The organism is Paraburkholderia youngii (assembly GCF_013366925.1).
Taxonomy (GTDB): Bacteria; Pseudomonadota; Gammaproteobacteria; order Burkholderiales; family Burkholderiaceae; genus Paraburkholderia; species Paraburkholderia youngii.
On sequence record NZ_JAALDK010000001.1, the window covers coordinates 5,593,303 to 5,606,692 of the forward strand.

General features: G+C 64.3%; 10 protein-coding genes. 5 read left to right on the forward strand and 5 right to left on the reverse strand.

What is annotated here, in order from left to right:
* Window positions 1-90: 90 nt before the first annotated feature.
* Window positions 91-2,400, reverse strand: coding sequence for a DNA translocase FtsK (locus G5S42_RS25515; protein WP_176109286.1), 2,310 nt, complete (start codon window positions 2,398-2,400; stop codon window positions 91-93).
* A 391-nt stretch (window positions 2,401-2,791) separates the two neighbouring features.
* Between G5S42_RS25515 and trxB the strand changes: the two genes are divergently transcribed.
* The 4 genes from trxB (at window position 2,792) to G5S42_RS25535 (ending at window position 6,570) form a co-directional block, all read left to right on the forward strand.
* The gene (gene trxB, locus G5S42_RS25520; RefSeq protein ID WP_176109287.1) at window positions 2,792-3,793 is read left to right on the forward strand and encodes a thioredoxin-disulfide reductase; all 1,002 of its coding nucleotides are present in this window, start codon (window positions 2,792-2,794) and stop codon (window positions 3,791-3,793) included.
* A gap of 187 nt (window positions 3,794-3,980) precedes the next feature.
* Window positions 3,981-4,745, forward strand: coding sequence for a Smr/MutS family protein (locus tag G5S42_RS25525; protein ID WP_176109288.1), 765 nt, complete (start codon window positions 3,981-3,983; stop codon window positions 4,743-4,745).
* Between the two features lie 114 nt (window positions 4,746-4,859).
* Window positions 4,860-5,519: a glutathione S-transferase family protein gene (locus G5S42_RS25530; RefSeq protein WP_176109289.1), complete on the forward strand. Its 660-nt coding sequence runs from the start codon at window positions 4,860-4,862 to the stop codon at window positions 5,517-5,519.
* Between the two features lie 130 nt (window positions 5,520-5,649).
* Window positions 5,650-6,570: a LysR family transcriptional regulator gene (locus G5S42_RS25535; protein ID WP_176109290.1), complete on the forward strand. Its 921-nt coding sequence runs from the start codon at window positions 5,650-5,652 to the stop codon at window positions 6,568-6,570.
* An 85-nt stretch (window positions 6,571-6,655) separates the two neighbouring features.
* On the opposite strand, the gene G5S42_RS25540 is transcribed toward G5S42_RS25535, so the two are convergent.
* From G5S42_RS25540 to G5S42_RS25555, 4 genes are all read right to left on the reverse strand, one after another.
* Window positions 6,656-7,771 (reverse strand): ABC transporter ATP-binding protein, encoded by a 1,116-nt coding sequence (locus G5S42_RS25540; protein ID WP_013088733.1) that lies wholly within the window; start codon window positions 7,769-7,771, stop codon window positions 6,656-6,658.
* Window positions 7,772-7,897: 126 nt separating this feature from the next.
* Complete coding sequence (locus G5S42_RS25545) at window positions 7,898-8,755, reverse strand: carbohydrate ABC transporter permease (protein WP_176109291.1); 858 nt, start codon at window positions 8,753-8,755, stop codon at window positions 7,898-7,900.
* Entirely contained in the window at window positions 8,745-9,683 is a 939-nt protein-coding gene (locus G5S42_RS25550; RefSeq protein ID WP_176109292.1) for a carbohydrate ABC transporter permease, read from the reverse strand. Before G5S42_RS25550 ends, G5S42_RS25545 begins: the two co-directional genes overlap by 11 nt.
* 216 nt (window positions 9,684-9,899) lie before the next feature.
* Entirely contained in the window at window positions 9,900-11,147 is a 1,248-nt protein-coding gene (locus tag G5S42_RS25555) for an ABC transporter substrate-binding protein (protein ID WP_176109293.1), read from the reverse strand.
* 597 nt (window positions 11,148-11,744) lie between these two features.
* On the opposite strand from G5S42_RS25555, the gene zwf reads away from it, so the two are divergent.
* Window positions 11,745-13,208, forward strand: coding sequence for a glucose-6-phosphate dehydrogenase (gene zwf, locus G5S42_RS25560; protein WP_176109294.1), 1,464 nt, complete (start codon window positions 11,745-11,747; stop codon window positions 13,206-13,208).
* Window positions 13,209-13,390 lie beyond the last annotated feature (182 nt).

A 13,390-nucleotide genomic window follows, 5' to 3' on the forward strand; every position in this document is an offset into this window, starting at 1 on the left:
ACACAAAGGGACTGGCCCGGCGTCGAGCCGCAATAGCGCACAGGCGGTATACGCAGCGGCGCTCGCAATAGCCGCAATGGCTTGTTGCGGCTATTCCGCTTCGCGCGCCGGCGCCAGAATCTCGCGATTGCCGTTCGACGACATCGCCGACACCACGCCCGAATTCTCCATCTGTTCAAGCAGACGCGCCGCCCGGTTGTAGCCGATGCGCAGATGCCGCTGCACCAGTGAAATCGACGCGCGGCGGTTCTTCAGCACGACGTCGACCGCCTGGTCGTATAACGGATCCGACTCGCCTTCGGTGGACGCGGTTCCCGCCGAACCTTCGTCGCCCTCGCCGCTCACGCCGCCTTCGAGAATGCCCTCGATATAGTTCGGCTCGCCCTGCTCCTTGAGCTTGTCGACGACGCGATGCACTTCGTCATCCGACACGAACGCGCCGTGCACACGCACCGGCAAACCAGTGCCCGGCGGCAGATACAGCATGTCGCCCATGCCGAGCAGCGACTCGGCGCCCTGCTGGTCGAGGATCGTGCGCGAGTCGATTTTCGACGACACCTGGAACGCCATACGGGTCGGCACGTTGGCCTTGATCAAGCCGGTGATCACGTCGACCGACGGACGCTGCGTCGCGAGTATCAGATGGATGCCGGCCGCGCGCGCCTTCTGCGCGATTCGCGCGATCAGCTCTTCGACCTTCTTGCCGACGACCATCATCAGGTCGGCCAGTTCGTCGATGACGATCACGATGTTCGGCAAACGCGTCAGCGGTTCCGGATCGTCCGGCGTCAGGCTGAACGGATTCGGCAGCTTCTCCTCGCGTTTGGTCGCTTCGTCGATCTTGTTGTTGTAGCCGGCGAGGTTACGCACGCCAACCTTGCTCATCAGCTTGTAGCGGCGCTCCATCTCGGCGACCGCCCAGTTCAGCGCGTGGCCCGCCTGACGCATGTCGGTGACGACCGGACACAGCAGGTGGGGAATGCCTTCGTAGACGCTCATTTCGAGCATCTTCGGATCGATCAGGATCATGCGCACCTGCTCGGCGCTCGCCTTGTACAACAGCGACAGGATCATCGCGTTGATACCGACCGACTTGCCCGAACCGGTCGTGCCGGCGACGAGCAAATGCGGCATCTTCGCGAGGTCCGCGCACACCGGCTTGCCGCCGATGTCCTTGCCGAGACCCATCGTGAGCGGCGACGCGGCATCCGCATACACGGTCGAGCCGAGAATTTCGGACAGGCTCACGGTCTGACGGCGCTGGTTCGGCAGCTCCAACGCCATGTAGTTCTTGCCCGGAATCGTTTCGACGACGCGGATCGACACGAGCGACAGCGAACGAGCGAGGTCCTTCGCGAGGTTGACGATCTGACTGCCCTTCACACCGGTGGCCGGCTCGATTTCATAGCGCGTGACGACCGGGCCCGGATACGCGGCGACCACGCTCACTTCGACGCCGAAGTCCTTCAGCTTCTTCTCGATCAGGCGCGACGTGAATTCGAGCGTGTCTGCGGAAATGGTTTCCTGCGCGGCGGGCGCGGGGTCGAGCAACGAGATGGGCGGCAGCGTGGAGTCGCCGGGCAGATCGGTGAAGAGCGGCACCTGGCGTTCCTTCTCGACACGCTCCGACTTCGCCGGCGTGGCGAGCGGCGGCACGATCACCACGGGCTCGTGCTCCTCGATGCGCACGCGGCCCTTCTCGACCTTGCCTTCGCGCTTCACGGCAGCCGCTTCGCCGAGCTTGCGATCGAGCCCGGCCTCGCGGCGCAGCTTCGCGAACGTCACCGCGGAAATGATCGATTCGCCGACCTTCTCCGCGACCGACAGCCACGAAAACCGGAAGTACAGCGACAACCCGATCCCCAGACCGAGCAGCAGCGCGAGCGTGCCGCCGGTGAAGCCGAGCGCATGCGAGATGCCGCGCGCGACGGCCTCGCCGATCACGCCGCCCGGCGCGCGCGGCAACTGCACTCTCAGCGACCACATGCGCAGCGCCTCGAGGCCGTTGCACGACAGCAGCACGAGCATGAACGCGAACGCGTCCGCGAGCCAGCTGACGCCGCGCGGCGCGTCGTCGTCCTGCGGCTCTTCGTTGCGGGTGATGCGCCGGTAGTTCGCGGAGATGTGGCGGCCGAGCAGCACGATCCACCAGTAGGCGGACAGGCCGAACAGCAGCAGCAGAATGTCCGAGGTCCACGCGCCGACGCGGCCCGCCCAGTTCGAGATATGGTCGACCTGCGCGGCATGGGTCCAGCTCGGGTCGTGCCTGCTGTAGCTGACGAGGGACATCAGCAGGAACACGCCGAGGGCCACCTGCAGAATCCAGCGGATTTCGGTGAAGAGGCGCGACATGCGGTGCGGCAATGCCTGCGCGCTCGCGGTATAGGGAGCTTTTGCCATTGATCCTGTTGCCTGGGGTAGCCGGTTCAGGCTGAAACTGCCGCCGGGAACGCGGCCCGAGCCGCGCCGCGCGCGGCTTCAGGCCCGATCCCGGCTACCGGAAACTTCGATCCGGGCTATTGTAAACGCTGTGTCCCGCGCGAGGCTGTAAATGACGGTAACTTGGCGGTTTGACCACAAATGGATGAGCGACGCGCGCTGAATTCGTCGTATCGCGCCGCGTGCTCGCACCGCGCGCCCACGCCGCCACGCTATCGCGGCGATCAGAAAGCTTGATGGCGCAGCCGTAGGCCCCGCCCTTTATAATGCCGGTCTGATACCCATCTACAGTTTCAGTTCAAAAACGCACGGCTACGCAATGGCGAGCCGCGCGCCGTACAAGGATTCGATCATGCCCGCAACTGCAACGAAACACGCCAAGGTTCTGATTCTCGGTTCCGGCCCCGCCGGCTACACGGCGGCGGTTTACGCGGCGCGCGCCAACCTCGCGCCGGTACTCGTCACCGGCCTCGCGCAAGGCGGCCAGCTGATGACCACGACCGACGTCGAAAACTGGCCCGCCGACGCCAACGGCGTGCAAGGCCCGGAACTGATGGCGCGCTTCCTCGAGCACGCCGAGCGCTTCAACACCGAGATCATCTTCGACCACATCCACACGGCGAAGCTCGATGAGAAGCCGATTCGCCTGATCGGCGATTCGGGCGAATACACCTGCGACTCGCTGATCATCTCGACGGGTGCATCGGCGCAATATCTCGGCCTGCCGTCGGAAGAGGCGTTCATGGGCAAGGGCGTGTCGGCCTGCGCCACCTGCGACGGCTTCTTCTATAAGCAGCAGCACGTTGCCGTGATCGGCGGCGGCAATACGGCCGTCGAAGAGGCGCTGTACCTCGCCGGCATCGCGAAGAAGGTCACCGTGATCCATCGCCGTGACAAGTTCCGCGCCGAGCCGATTCTGATCGACCGTCTGCTCGCGAAAGAGAAGGAAGGCGTCGTCGAAATCAAGTGGAACCATGTGCTCGAAGAAGTAACCGGCGACGCCTCCGGCGTCACCGGCCTGCGCATCAAGCACACGCAGACTGGCGAGACCACCGACATCGCGCTGCAGGGCCTGTTCGTCGCGATCGGCCACAAGCCGAACACGGACATCTTCGAAGGCCAGCTCGAGATGAAGAACGGCTACATCATCACCAAGGGCGGCCTGAACGGTTTCGCGACCGCGACGAGCGTGCCGGGTGTGTTCGCCGCCGGCGACGTGCAGGACCATATCTATCGCCAGGCGATCACGAGCGCGGGCACCGGCTGTATGGCCGCGCTCGATGCACAGCGCTATCTCGAGACCATCAACGAGATGGCCGGCGAGCACGCGATGAGCGCGGAAGCGGACCGGTGATCCGCTGATCCGCGGCGCCATACGGCGACACAATGTCGCGACAACGGGCGCGACAGTAAAATGACGGTGGCGCGCAGCGCTGCCGTCGTTGGCTCACGAAGGCCGCGGCTGCAATGCCGGCGGCCTTTGTCGTTTTTGCCGCCTCAGCTTCGCACCACCCACCGACCTCTCCGCCTGTATTGCCGACATGCCGAAGAATCAGCCCCATCCGAACGAACCGAAACGCCCGCAAGCCGCCCCGCGCCCCGCACCCGCAACAGCCGCGCCCGCCGTTGCGCCGAAGCTCGATCGCGCGTCCGGGCTCGCCGGACTCGGGGCGTTGCGTGAAGCGTTGAAGGGCGACGCCGAGCGGCGCGAGCGCGAACAGGCGGCGGCGCGAGCGGCGCAGCGCGAAGCGGCCGCCGACGCCGATCTGTTCCGCCGCGAGATCGGCGAAGTCGCGCCGCTCGCGATTCCGCCACGTGCGACGCTCACGCGCAATCCCCCGCCGCCGCTGCCGGTGCAGACGCTGCTCGATGAGGAAGCGGTGCTGCACGAAGCGATTTCCGATGAGTTCGACCCCGAAGTGCTGCTCGAAACCGACGAAACGCTGTCGTATTGCCGCCCCGGCGTGAGCCGCGACGTCGTGCGCAAGCTGCGGCGTGGCGACTGGATCGTGCAGGCGCAGATCGACCTGCACGGCATGCGGCGCGAGGAAGCACGCGAGGCGCTCGCGGAATTCATTCGCGAATCGGTCAAGCGCGGCCTGCGCTGCCTGCGCGTGATTCACGGCAAGGGTTTGGGGTCGATCGGCAAGGAGCCGGTGCTGAAAGGCAAAGTGCGCGCGTGGCTCGTGCAGAAAGCCGAAGTGATCGCGTTCTGTCAGGCGCGCCCGCATGACGGCGGCGCCGGCGCGGTGGTCGTGCTGTTGCAGCCGGGTTCGTTGCCGCCGCATACGAACCTGAAGGTCTGAGGTCGATTTTTTCGGCCGTCGTTCGTCGTGGGGTAAACGGCCAGCCTGGCCGTCGCGCGGTGGCTCTCGTCGCCACCGTGGATTCGTGCTGTGCAACCTTCAAAGGTGATCGCGATGCCCCTGAAGCTTTATGCCCATCCGTTCTCGTCGTACTGCCAGAAGGCCTTGACCGCGTTGTACGAAAACGGCACGCCGTTCGAGATGCGCGTGCTCGCGTACGACGACCCGCAGATCATGGCCGAATTCGCCGCGCTGTGGCCGATCAAGCGCTTCCCGGTGCTCGTCGACGGCGGGCGCACGGTGGTCGAGGCGACCATCATCATCGAATATCTGGGCCTGCAGTATCCGGGGCCTGTCGCGTTGTTGCCGGCCGACCCGCGCGCCGCGCTCGATGTGCGCATGTTGGACCGCTTCTTCGACAACTACATTTCGACGCCGCAGCAAAAGGTCGTGTTCGATAGCCTGCGTCCCGAAGCCGAGCGCGACGCGCGTGGCGTCGCCGATGCACGCGCGATGCTCGACACCGCTTATGCCTGGCTCAACCGCCACATGGCCGAGCGCGAATGGGCCGCCGGCGACAGCTTCAGCCTCGCCGACTGCGGCGCCGCCCCGTTTCTGTTCTACGCCGACTGGACGCATCCGATCGACTCCGCGTTCGCGCACGTGCGCGCGTACCGGCAGAGGCTGCTCGCGCGGCCGTCGTTCGCCCGCGCGGTCGACGAGGCGCGGCCGTATCGGCCGCTATTTCCGCTGGGTGCGCCAGACCGGGATTGAGCCGCGAGCGGCGGTGGCAGATTCGCGCGAACGGGGCACGGCAGACAACCTGATTTCGTGGCTGTAGACTTCCTGTCGTGTCGCAAGCCTGCCCCGCCCTTCTTTTGGCTCACCACCCACAAGGCACACCATGGACCGTTTCGAAGCGATGGAGATCTTCACGCGCGTGGTCGAAGCGAACAGCTTCACCAAGGTCTCGGAATCGCTCGATCTGCCACGCGCGAAGGTCAGCCGCACGATCCAGGCGCTCGAGGAACACGTCGGCGTGCGGCTCCTGAACCGCTCGACGCGTCAGGTCAGCGTGACCGAAGACGGCGCGTCGTTCTACGAGCGCTGCGTGCGCATTCTCGCCGACGTCGCCGATGCCGAGTCGTCGCTATCGAACAAGCGTGAGAATCCGGCCGGCACGATCCGCGTCGACACGTCCGGCACGCTCGCGCGCTCGCTGCTGCTGCCCGCGCTCGACGACTTCTACGAACAATACCCCGCGATCGACGTGCGTCTCGGTCTCGCGGATCGCAACATCGATCTGATCCAGGACGGCGTCGATTGCGTGATCCGCATGGGCACGCCCGAAGAGTCGAGCCTCGTCGCGAAGCGCATCGGGCTTGCGCGCATCGTCACATGCGCGTCGCCCGCGTATCTGCAGAAGTTCGGCACGCCGACCACGCTGGCCGAGCTCGGCGAGCATCGCGCGGTCAACTACGTGTCCGCGCGCAGCGGCCGGACCTTCCCGTTCGAATTCGAAGTCGACGGCGAAATCGAGCGCGTCGCGATGGACAGCACGCTCGCCGTCAACGACGGCTCCGTCTACATCACCGCGGGCGTGCTGGGCCACGGCATCATCCAGCCGTCGCGCTTCATGGTCGCCGAGCTGATCGAGCAAGGCGCGCTCACGGAGATTCTCGGCAACTACACGAGCCCCGGCACGCCGCTGTCGATCCTGTATGCGCACCGCCGCAATCTGAGTTCGCGGCTGCGCGCGTTCATCGATTGGGTCGGCGAGCTCGCGCGCAGCAATCCGGATTTGCGTTTGCCAGAGTCGGCATGACGGCTGCAAAAAAAGCAAAAGCCCCACGCGCAACTGAACGCATGGGGCTCTTCTGAAGCGGCGTCTCTAGCGCGTATGCGACCGCTTACGCAATGCGCTCTTCATTCGCGGGATCGAACAACACCGCCTTCGACGTATCGAACAGCAGCGTCGCGTTCTTCTCCGGTTGCGGGTTCGACGCCGGGTGCACGCGGCTCACGATGCGCTTGCCGTTGACCTGCGCGAACACCAGCGTGTCCGGACCGGTCGGCTCGATCACGTCGACCTTCACTTCGACCGGCTGCAGCTTCGAGTCGTCGCCGTGCGCGCTGCGCGCATCGGTGATGCGCTCCGGACGCAGGCCGAGAATCACGTTGTTGCCGACGTGCGAGCGCACCTTCGCCGAATCGAACGGCAGCACCAGCACCTTGCGCGCGATGCCCGTATCGAGTTCGATGCCGACGCCCGAGCCCTGCTCGACCAGCTTGCCTTCGATGAAGTTCATCGGCGGCGCACCGATGAAGCCCGCGACGAACAGGTTCGACGGCGAGTCGTAGATTTCCTGCGGCGCGCCGAACTGCTGCACGATGCCGTCCTTCATCACCGCGATGCGGTCGCCGAGCGTCATCGCTTCGATCTGGTCGTGCGTCACGTAGACGATCGTCGTGCCAAGGCGCTGATGCAGCAGCTTGATTTCCGAGCGCATCTCGATACGCAGCTTCGCGTCGAGGTTCGACAGCGGCTCGTCGAACAGGAACATCACCGGATCGCGCGCAAGTGCGCGGCCCATCGCGACACGCTGACGCTGGCCGCCCGACAGCTGGCCCGGCTTGCGGTCGAGCAGATGCTTGATCTGCAGCGTGTTCGACACGCGCTCGACGATCTGCGTCTGCTCCTGCTTCGGCACCTTGCGGATGTTCAGGCCGAACGAGATGTTGTCGCGCACCGTCATCGACGGATACAGCGCGTACGACTGGAACACCATCGCGATGTCGCGATCTTTCGGCGACAGGTTGTTGACGGTCTTGCCGTCGATCTGGATCTCGCCCTTGGTCACGGTTTCGAGACCGGCAATCATGTTGAGCAGCGTCGACTTACCGCAGCCCGAGCCGCCGACCAGAATCAGGAACTGGCCGTCTTCGATGTCGATGTTGACACCCTTCAGAACCGGCACCCCGTTCGGGTAGGTCTTGTACACGTCACGGATGGAAAGGCTTGCCATGCTGTGAATCCTCTTGTCTCTGGTACTGCCTGAAAACGTCTGTCTGACGGCGGCGCCCGATCAGTCACGCTGATTGGCCGAAGCGCCGCCGCGCTCTCGGGGGCACGCCCCCGGGGTCAAATCTGGTCAGCCCTTCACCGCGCCCGCGGTCAGGCCGCGCACGAAGTAACGTCCGGCGATGATGTAGACGAGCAGCGTGGGCAGCGCCGCGATGATCGCGCCGGCCATGTCCACGTTGTATTCCTTCACGCCGGTCGAGGTGTTCACGAGATTGTTCAGCGCCACGGTGATCGGCATCGAATCGACGCCGGAGAACACGATACCGAACAGGAAGTCGTTCCAGATCTGCGTGAATTGCCAGATCAGGCACACCATGAAGATCGGCAGCGACACCGGCAGCAGAATCTTCGTGAAGATCGTGAAGAAACCCGCACCGTCGATACGCGCCGCCTTCACGAGTTCAGCCGGCACGCTCACGTAGAAGTTGCGGAAGAACATCGTGGTGAACGCGATACCGTAGATCACGTGCACGAGCACCAGACCGCTCACCGTGTTCGACAGGCCGAGGATGCCTTCGAGGCGCGCCATCGGCAGCAGGATCGCCTGGAACGGGATGAAGCAGCCGACCAGCAGCATCGTGAAGATCGGATCGGCCCCGCGGAAGCGCCAGTGCGTGAGCACGTAGCCGTTGAACGCGCCGATGATCGACGAGATCAGCACGGCCGGAATCACCATGCGCACCGAGTTCATGAAGAACGGCTGCATGCCTTCGCAACGCACGCCCGTGCATGCGCCGCTCCACGCCTTGAGCCACGGCGCGAAGGTCCAACTCGTCGGCGGGGTCAGCAGGTTGCCGGTGCGCAGCTGATCGATGTCCTTGAACGACGTCGACAGCATCACGTACAGCGGAAACAGGAAGTACAGCGCGAACAGAAGCAGGGCCGCGTAAATGACGGCACGGCTTATCGTCATCTTAGATTGCATTGCGGGTGCTCCTCGATTCCAGATACATCAGCGGCACGAGCACGGCCACCACGGTGGCGAGCATCATGATCGACGAGGCCGCGCCGACGCCGAGCTGTCCGCGATTGAACGAAAACGTGTACATGAAGATGGCCGGCAGCGACGACGACGTGCCCGGACCGCCGGCGGTCAGCGCGACGACCAGGTCGAACGTCTTGATGGTGATGTGGCAAAGAATCAGCAGCACGGAGAAGAACACCGGCCGCATGCTCGGAATCACGATCTTGCGGTAGATGGTCGGCAGGCCCGCGCCGTCCATCTGCGCGGCCTTGAAGATTTCACTGTCGACGCCGCGCAAACCGGCGAGGAACAGCGCCATCACGAAGCCGGTGGATTGCCAGACCGCCGCGATCACGATACAGAAGATCGCCCGGTCCGGGTCGCCGAGCCAGTTGAACTCGAAGCTCGTCCAGCCCCAGTCGTGAAACACCTTCTCGATGCCGATGCCCGGCGACAGAATCCATTGCCACGCGGTGCCGGTCACGATGAACGACAGCGCCATCGGATACAGGAACACGGCGCGCAGCGCGCCTTCGTTGCGGATCTGCTGATCGAGCAGGATCGCGAGCAACAGACCCAGACCGATGCAGATACCGATGAACGGAATGCCGAACCAGCCGAGGTTCGCGGCCGAAGTCCAGAACACGTCGTTCTGGAACAGCTCGCGATAGCGGTCGAGACCCGCGAATTCCCAACGAGGCATCAGTCGCGAAGTAGACAGCGACAGATAGCCGGTAATTGCGATAAAGCCATACACGAAGATGAGGCTGATCACGACGCTGGGTGCGAGCACCAGCTTCGGAATATAGCGATCGGCAAGGGCCGCTATGGGCGACGTGCGGCGGGCGACGGTGGCCGTTTTCCCGTTCCCGCTGATGGAAGCAGTCACTACTCGACTCCTGCTGAAACTGTACCGCCGGGCTGCCCGTGCGCGAATGGCGCGGGACCGCGACGGCCTGGGTGTGACTCCATGAAACCCGGGTAAGCCGCGTTGTGCCGGACTGCGCTGCGAATCAAAGCAGATGAGGTCCGACCCGACACGGCCCGAAGGGCGCGCCCAGCGCTTCAGATGCAAGCGGCCGGGCGCAACGCTTCGTACTTGCGCTTACTTGGTCTTCGCTGCCTTCGCGAGAGCCTGAACCGCGGTCTTCGAATCTTGCTGCGAGTTCATGAACTTCGTGACGACGTCGGAGATCGCGCCTGCCGCGGCATCCGGCTGAGCCATGCCGTGAGCGAGCGACGGCACATAACCGCCGGCCTTGATCGCGATCTGCTCATCCGCGTACGACTTCTTCGCGCAGTCGTCGAATTTGTCCATCGGCACGCCGAGACGCACCGGGATCGAACCCTTGTACAGGCTGAACTGCTCCTGGAACTCCGGCGACATGATCGTCTTCGCGAGGGAGAGCTGGCCCGGCGTCGCGGCCTTCTGGCCCTTCTGCTGGAAGAACACGAACGAGTCGACGTTGAACGTGTAGGCCTTGTCCGTTTGCGGCACCACCGCGCAGATGTAGTCCGTGCCCGACTTCTTGCCGGCGTTGGTGAACTCGCCCTTCGCCCAGTCGCCCATGAACTGCATGCCGGCCTTGCCGTTGATGACCATCGCCGTGGCGAGGTTCCAGTCACGGCCCGTGCGGCCCGCGTCGAAGTAGCCCTGGATCTTGCGGACCGTGTCGAACACCTGGACCATCTTCTCCGAGGTCAGGGTCTTCTCGTCGAGGTCGACCAGCGCCTTCTTGTAGAAGTCCGCGCCTTCCGACAGCACGACGTCTTCCCACAGCGTCAGGTCTTGCCACGGCTGGCCGCCCATCGCGATCGGCTGGATGCCCGCGGCCTTCATCTTGTCGGCCACCGCGAAGAACTCAGGCCACGTGGTCGGCACCTTGCCGCCTGCCTTGTCCAGTGCCGCCTTGTTGATGTACAGCCAGTTCACGCGATGCACCGAGAACGGCGCGCCGACATAGTGGCCGTCCGCTTGCATGATCTTGTCGACTTGCGGCGGCAGGTTCTTCTTCCAGTCGCCAGCGACCGAGTCGATCGGCACCAGCACGCCCTGCGAAGCCCAGTCCTGGATCAGCGGGCCCTTGATCTGCGCGGCGCTCGGCGCGTTGCCCGAGATCACCTGCGTCTTCAGTGCCGTCATCGCAGCCGCGCCAGCGCCGCCTGCGACCGCGAAGTCCTTCCACGTGTAGCCCTGCTTCGTCATGTCGTCCTTGAGGACGCCGACGGCCCTGGATTCGCCGCCCGAAGTCCACCAGTGCAGCACTTCGATCGACTCGGCGGCCTGCACGGCCGACACGCCACACATCAGACCCGCAGCGCACAGAGCGCCCATGATCGCGCGAAATTTCATTGCTTATCTCCTCCAGACACCTGAACAAAAAAACGAATGGCCCCTGATGTCGCCAGGGTGCTGTGGTTGGTTCAAACAGGCAAAAACTGGGCGATCGAGCATGGTCGGGCGCATGCGCGAGGGCATGTGCCGGCGGACCGATGTCCGGCCGCTAGACGCTCAAGAGGTGAGTGATTCGGGATGCAACTGACTGTCTCCTCTTTTGATTTTTGCCTGCCCGCATCGCGCGGCAGACTCGAGGTACCTCATACACCAATCCGACGCCAGCCTGACGTCGGCCACGGAAACGACCCGCAAGCCCGTCGACTCCCCGGCTTTCCGTAAGGTCCGCCGGCACCCTGCTGGCGCGTACCGGAAAGCGTTGCCCCATTGTCCGTTAGCATGCCGGGGACGCCCGCCGATTCGCAAAAAACGTGCAATTCGTCTGCACAGCGCACGCTTTTTTCTTCGAATTAACGCTACCTCTTGATTTGGATTGTAGTTAAACTACAATTCAGTGTCAAAAAATATTTTATCGGACTACGGTCGCTCTTCCAGGTCGCTGCGCGTGCGGTGTCCGATCAGCGCGGCGGCCTTTCAGGACATCGACGGAGACTCATGCATACCGACTCAAGCTTCACCTTCGTTCTCTTCGGCGGCACCGGCGACCTGTCGATGCGCAAGATCCTGCCCGCGCTGTTCGAGGCGCACCGCGCGGGGGGCATGCTCGCCGACAACGGCAAGATCGTCGCGGTCGCGCGGCACATCGCGGATCGCGGCGAGTACCTGCAGTGGGTCGACGGTCACGTCAAGCCGCACGTGTCGAAAAACGGCCTCGACGAAGCCGCGTGGACGAGCTTCCTCGCGCGCATCGAGTTCGTGAAGATCGATCTCGGCAATCCGGCTGACTTCGCGCAACTGCGCGACGCGATCCAGGATATGCCCGGCATCCGCGTGTTCTATCTGGCGACCGGTCCGTCGCTGTTCGTGCCGATCTGCCATGCGCTCGCCGCGGTGGGTCTGAATAACAACGCGCGCATCGTGCTCGAGAAGCCGCTCGGCTACGACCTGAAGTCGTCGAACGCAATCAACGACGCGGTCGGCGAAATTTTCGCGGAAGAGCAGATCTACCGGATCGACCATTACCTCGGCAAGGAGCCGGTGCAGAACCTGCTCGCGCTGCGCTTCGGCAATGCGCTGTTCGAGCCGCTGTGGCGCCGCGAATGGGTCGAAAGCATCCAGATCACGATCGCCGAGGAACTCGGTGTCGAAGCGCGCGGCGATTTCTACGACAATACCGGCGCGCTGCGCGACATGGTGCAGAACCACCTGCTGCAGCTGCTGTCGATCGTCGCGATGGAGCCGCCCCACTCGATGGATTCCGACTCGGTTCGCGACGAGAAGCTGCGCGTGCTGCGCGCGCTAAAACCGGTCGATTCGCAGGAAATCGGCAAGGTCGCGGTGCGCGGCCAGTATCATTCGGGCGTGATCCGCGGCAACACGGTGCCGGCCTACGCGACCGAGCACGGCGTGAAGCCGGACAGCTCGACCGAGACCTTCGTCGCGCTGAAGGTCGAGATCGAGAACTGGCGCTGGGCCGGCGTGCCGTTTTTCCTGCGTACCGGCAAGCGGCTCGCCGATCGCGTCGCCGAGATCGTCGTGAATTTCCGTGCGGTGCCGCATTCGGCGCTTGGCGCGTCGGCGCTGCGCGCGGGCGCGAATCGCCTCGTGATCCGTCTGCAGCCGAACGAGACGATTCGTCTGTACTGTCTCGCGAAGCAGCCCGGCGAGGGTATGAACCTCGCGAGCGTGTACCTCGATCTCGCGTTCGACCGGTTCTTCCGCGAAGGCCAGATGGAGGCGTATCAGCGGCTGCTGCTCGACGTGATTCACGGGCGCCTCGCGCTGTTCGTGCGGCGCGACGAACAGGAAGCCGCATGGCGCTGGGTCGAGCCGATCCTGAACGAATGGAAAGCCTCGACCAAGCCGCCCAAGCCGTACGCGGCGGGCACGTGGGGACCGGCCGCGGCGAGCGCGATGCTCGCCCAGCACGGCACCTGCTGGCTCGAAGAAGAGAATTGAGTTTGATGAATTGACAGACGGCGCCGCGCGCGATGAACATTTCGGCGCGCGGCGCCGGCAACACCACCGACGAACTGAACGGAGTCGCGCCGGTATCGCGTCAGGCATCTGCGGGCCACCCCGCCATGCAGGCATCGCGCGACAGCAGTCAGGCTGATTCCGCAGATCCAACAAGAATGCAG

Coding starts and splice junctions, on each gene's coding strand:
- G5S42_RS25525 (WP_176109288.1), top strand. CDS start 3,981: ATGCCGAAGAATCAGCCCCATCCGAACGAACCGAAACGCCCGCAAGCC.
- zwf (WP_176109294.1), top strand. CDS start 11,745: ATGCATACCGACTCAAGCTTCACCTTCGTTCTCTTCGGCGGCACCGGC.
- G5S42_RS25545 (WP_176109291.1), bottom strand. CDS start 8,755: ATGCAATCTAAGATGACGATAAGCCGTGCCGTCATTTACGCGGCCCTG.
- G5S42_RS25530 (WP_176109289.1), top strand. CDS start 4,860: ATGCCCCTGAAGCTTTATGCCCATCCGTTCTCGTCGTACTGCCAGAAG.
- G5S42_RS25535 (WP_176109290.1), top strand. CDS start 5,650: ATGGACCGTTTCGAAGCGATGGAGATCTTCACGCGCGTGGTCGAAGCG.
- G5S42_RS25515 (WP_176109286.1), bottom strand. CDS start 2,400: ATGGCAAAAGCTCCCTATACCGCGAGCGCGCAGGCATTGCCGCACCGC.
- trxB (WP_176109287.1), top strand. CDS start 2,792: ATGCCCGCAACTGCAACGAAACACGCCAAGGTTCTGATTCTCGGTTCC.
- G5S42_RS25540 (WP_013088733.1), bottom strand. CDS start 7,771: ATGGCAAGCCTTTCCATCCGTGACGTGTACAAGACCTACCCGAACGGG.
- G5S42_RS25555 (WP_176109293.1), bottom strand. CDS start 11,147: ATGAAATTTCGCGCGATCATGGGCGCTCTGTGCGCTGCGGGTCTGATG.